Here is a 3,746-nt window from a genome sequence, read left to right on the forward strand (position 1 = left end):
TGCGCCACGGGCAGCGTCACGGTGCCCGATCTGTGTGCCGTCGAGAAGCACCCCGGACTGGTCCACCTCGTGTCGACGGTCCGCGGAGAGCTGGGCTCCACGGGCAACGCCATCAGCTCGCGGTGCCCGCTCAGCACGTGGTCGGCCGCGGGCGGTACGGCGGTGTCCGGGTGGTGCCGGCGGTCCAGGGCGTACCGGAACAGCTCGCCCTGCCACGGCTTGTCCGGGTCCGGGGCCGCGTGCACAAGGTTGAGGATGTCGCCGAAGCGGTAGCCCTTGGAGGCGGTGTCGTACTTCAGCAGCGCCTTGCCGTGGTACAGGCGGCGCACGGCATCCGCGACTCCTCGCTTGACCGGCTTCGGCACGTTGCGCCCGTACATCGCGGTCCAGTACGCGAGCAGTTCGCCGGGCTCGTCGGGCCGCTGGAGGACGGAGGCGACGACCTGCCGGTTGGACGGGCCGTCGGTCGCGCCCGCGTCCAGGCGTGCCTTGACGTACTCGGCGGCGCCGACGACCGAGGCCGTGCGCAGGTTCCCCGCGCCGCGCAGCCAGCCGAGCAGGCCGGCCGTCCACTCCGGGTCGGTGACGGCCAGTTCGCGCACGAGTCGCTGGAACCGGTCGTCGCGGTCGGCGCCGGTCTCGTAGAACGTCTGCTGGGAGACGAAAAGGGAGACGGCGAGCAGGAAGAGCTCGGAGCGGGCGTCCCGCTCGCGGCCTCGGCCGCCCTCGTAGGTGCGCAGCACACGCCCGGTGGACGTCACCCGCGAGACGGGACGCGCACGGGCTGCCTTGGAATTGAATCGCGCCATGGTGAATTCCCCCGAATTCATTCGTGTTTCGGGGAGGCGCTGCATGCGGGAAAAGAGGTGGGTGCCCGAGGACAGAAGTCGGCGACGGACTTATTCAGATGCTCTACCCATTGAGCTACAGCGACCCGAAGTCGCTGACGGGACTCGAACCCGCAACCGTCCGATCCAGGAAGTAGCCGTTGCCTTCGCACCGGGCACCCACCACATGCTGCGCCTCCCGAGATCAGGTCGGCGGCGGCATTGGATTCCTTGGAAGAGAAGTAGCCGCTGCCATCGCACCGGGAGGTGCGTGACGTTGTGATCTCACTGTAGGAGGCGCAACTCGGGAATCGCGACCGAATTTATGACCGCTTCTGCCGCTTCCATGGCCCGGTGATGGCCAGCATGATGCCCGGCGTCTGGATGTTGGCGTAGAGGGTCCGGCCGTCGGGAGAGAAGGTGACGCCGGTGAACTCGCTGTATTCCGGCTCCTCTTCGGTGCCGATGTTCAGTTCGTTGCGGGCGATGGGGTAGGTGCGTCCGCTGTCGGTGGCGCCGAACAGGTGCTGCACGCCTTCTCCGTCCTCGGCGATGACGAGGCCGCCGTACGGGGAGACGGTGATGTTGTCCGGACCGTCGAACGCACCGTCCTTCGACGGGTCGGGGTTCACGCCGAGCAGGACCTTGAGCGTCAGCGTGCGGCGCTTGGGGTCGTAGAACCAGACCTGGCCGTCGTGCTGGACGGGGCTTTCGTCACGGGCGTAGGAGGAGACGATGTAGGCGCCGCCGTCGCCCCACCACATGCCCTCCAGCTTGCGGGCGCGGGTGACCTCGTCGTCCTTGAACTGCTTGCGCACGGGCGTGGTGCGGGCGTCGCGGTCGGGGACGTCCACCCAGTCGACGCCGTAGACGGTGCCGGTCTTCGTGGCGCGGGACAGGTCGTCGACGAACGTGCCGCCGGAGTCGAAGCACCTGGGCGCCTGGAGCACGCCGGCGTCGTCGGCGAGCCCCCGGAACCTGCCCGGGCCGTACTCGAAGCCGCGGGGCGGGGTCCAGCGGAAGAAGAGGCCGTTGGGGCCGGAGGCGTCCTCGGTGAGGTAGGCGTGGCCGCGCTTGGGGTCGATGACGACGGCCTCGTGGTCGTAGCGGCCGAAGAACTTCAGCGGCTTGGGGCTGCGGTTGGCACGCCGGTCGCACGGATCGACCTCGAACACATAGCCGTGGTCCTTGGTCATGCCGTTGACGCCGGCCTTGTCGGAGTTCTCCTCGCAGGTGAGCCAGGTGCCCCAGGGGGTGGCGCCGCCAGCGCAGTTGGTGGAGGTGCCGGCGATGCCCACCCATTCGGCGACCCGTCCATCGGGTCGCACCTCGACGACGGTGCAGCCGCCGGCGGCCGCGGGGTCGTAGACGAGGCCCTCGGTGAGCGGCACCGGGTGTTCCCACTTGGCGCGCGGGCCCTTCAGCTCGTGGTTGTTGACGAGCAGGGTGGTGCCGCGGGGGCCGTCGAAAGCAGCGGTGCCGTCGTGGTTGGACGGCGTGGATTCCCCGGACTCCAGCGTGGTCCTGCCGCTGTACGTGATGACCCGGTACGCGAATCCGGCGGGCAGGGCGAGGATGCCCTCGGGGTCCGGGACGAGCGGCCCGTAGCCGACTCCGTGCCGGGCGTCCGCCGCCTGGTCCCCCACGCTGCCGGTGTCGTCGGAGGCGAGGGCGTTCGGCGCGGTGGCGAGGGCGCCGACACTGCCCGCCAGCGCGACACCGGCACCGGTGATCGCGGAGTTTCTGGCGAAGTCCCTACGGGTGAGCGACATGATGTCTCCTGTGACGGTGGATATGCCGTGGAGGGTGGCGGACCTCGTTCGGCGAAACCGTCCCGCTCGTCCGTGAACGCCAGTTGAACAACGCCCTGGGGGCGCGGGGAACTGCGCGAGAAGCCACAACCCGCCCGCACCCACGATGCGAGCTCAGCCCCCCTGCTGCGACCGAGCCTTGAACGCCGCCTTCCGCGCTTCCTTCGCCACCTTCTTGTCGGGATGCAACCGCCCCATGGCTTCCAGCACATCGGCGGTCGCGGGATGATCGACCCGCCACACCGCCGCGAAAAACCCACTGTGCTGCTGAGCGAGCCCCTCCACCAGCGCCCGGAGCTCCTCGGAGTTCCCCTCCGCGGCCAGCTGCGCGGCGACCGTGTCGATGGTCAGCCAGTACACCATCGCCTCGGACGGCGCGGGCACGTCCACCGCACCGTTCTCGGTCAGCCACACCCGCGCGAGCCCGCCCAGTTCGGCATCGTCGAGCACCTCCCGCAGCGCGGGCTCGGCCGAGGCCCCCACCAGCGACAGGGCCTGCTGACACCGCAGCCGCCGCAACGGCGCCCCGGCATCCGCACCCCGGGCAGCCGCCAGCAACTCCCGCGCCGCGGCGAGCGATTCCCGCCGCTGGAGCCACTGCTCGGTCTCCGCCTGCGCCGCACCGGGCGGGAACTCCGCCGTGCCGTCGAGCAGCACGTCGGCTCCCTTGTCCGCGAGGTCCCCGACGGCCGGCGCCTCATAGCCGGCCTCCATCAGCCGCGCGCGCATGCCGTACAGCCCGAGCGGGGTGAGCCGGACCATGCCGTACCGGGAGACGTCGGTGTCGTCGACGGGTGCCGCGGGCTCCTCGTCGGCGTCGGCCATGAGCGCCTCGTCGACCGGCTGGTAGGCGACGAACCCCACCGGCTCCAGCATCCGGAACTGGTCGTCCAACCGCATCATGGCGTCGGACACCTGCTCCAGGACGTCGTTGGTGGGCTCTCCCATGTCGCTGGGCACGATCACCGAGGCGGCCAGCGCCGGCAGCGGCACCGGGGCGCCGCCGGGCGTGTCCTCGCCGGCGGAGAGCAGATAGAGGTTGCCGAGGACGCCGTCGAGGAACTCGGCCTCGGCCTCGGGGTCCCAGTCGAGGCAGGAGAGGTCGACC

The 3,746-nt window shown here is 70.4% G+C and carries 2 protein-coding genes and 1 pseudogene; all 3 read right to left on the bottom strand.

The window, feature by feature from the left end; all coding sequences use genetic code 11:
* A pseudogene (locus tag ABZ281_RS42015) lies at nucleotides 1–809 on the bottom strand (TROVE domain-containing protein); the annotation flags it as partial.
* Between the two features lie 341 nt (nucleotides 810–1,150).
* Nucleotides 1,151–2,599, bottom strand: coding sequence for an alkaline phosphatase PhoX (locus ABZ281_RS42020; protein WP_356663233.1), 1,449 nt, complete (start codon nucleotides 2,597–2,599; stop codon nucleotides 1,151–1,153).
* A gap of 153 nt (nucleotides 2,600–2,752) precedes the next feature.
* Nucleotides 2,753–3,746 (bottom strand): hypothetical protein (locus tag ABZ281_RS42025; protein WP_356663235.1); only part of this gene is annotated, 994 nt, incomplete at its 5' end.

Origin of the sequence: Streptomyces sp. NPDC006265, from assembly GCF_040613555.1 — a bacterium.
GTDB lineage: Bacteria > Actinomycetota > Actinomycetes > Streptomycetales > Streptomycetaceae > Streptomyces.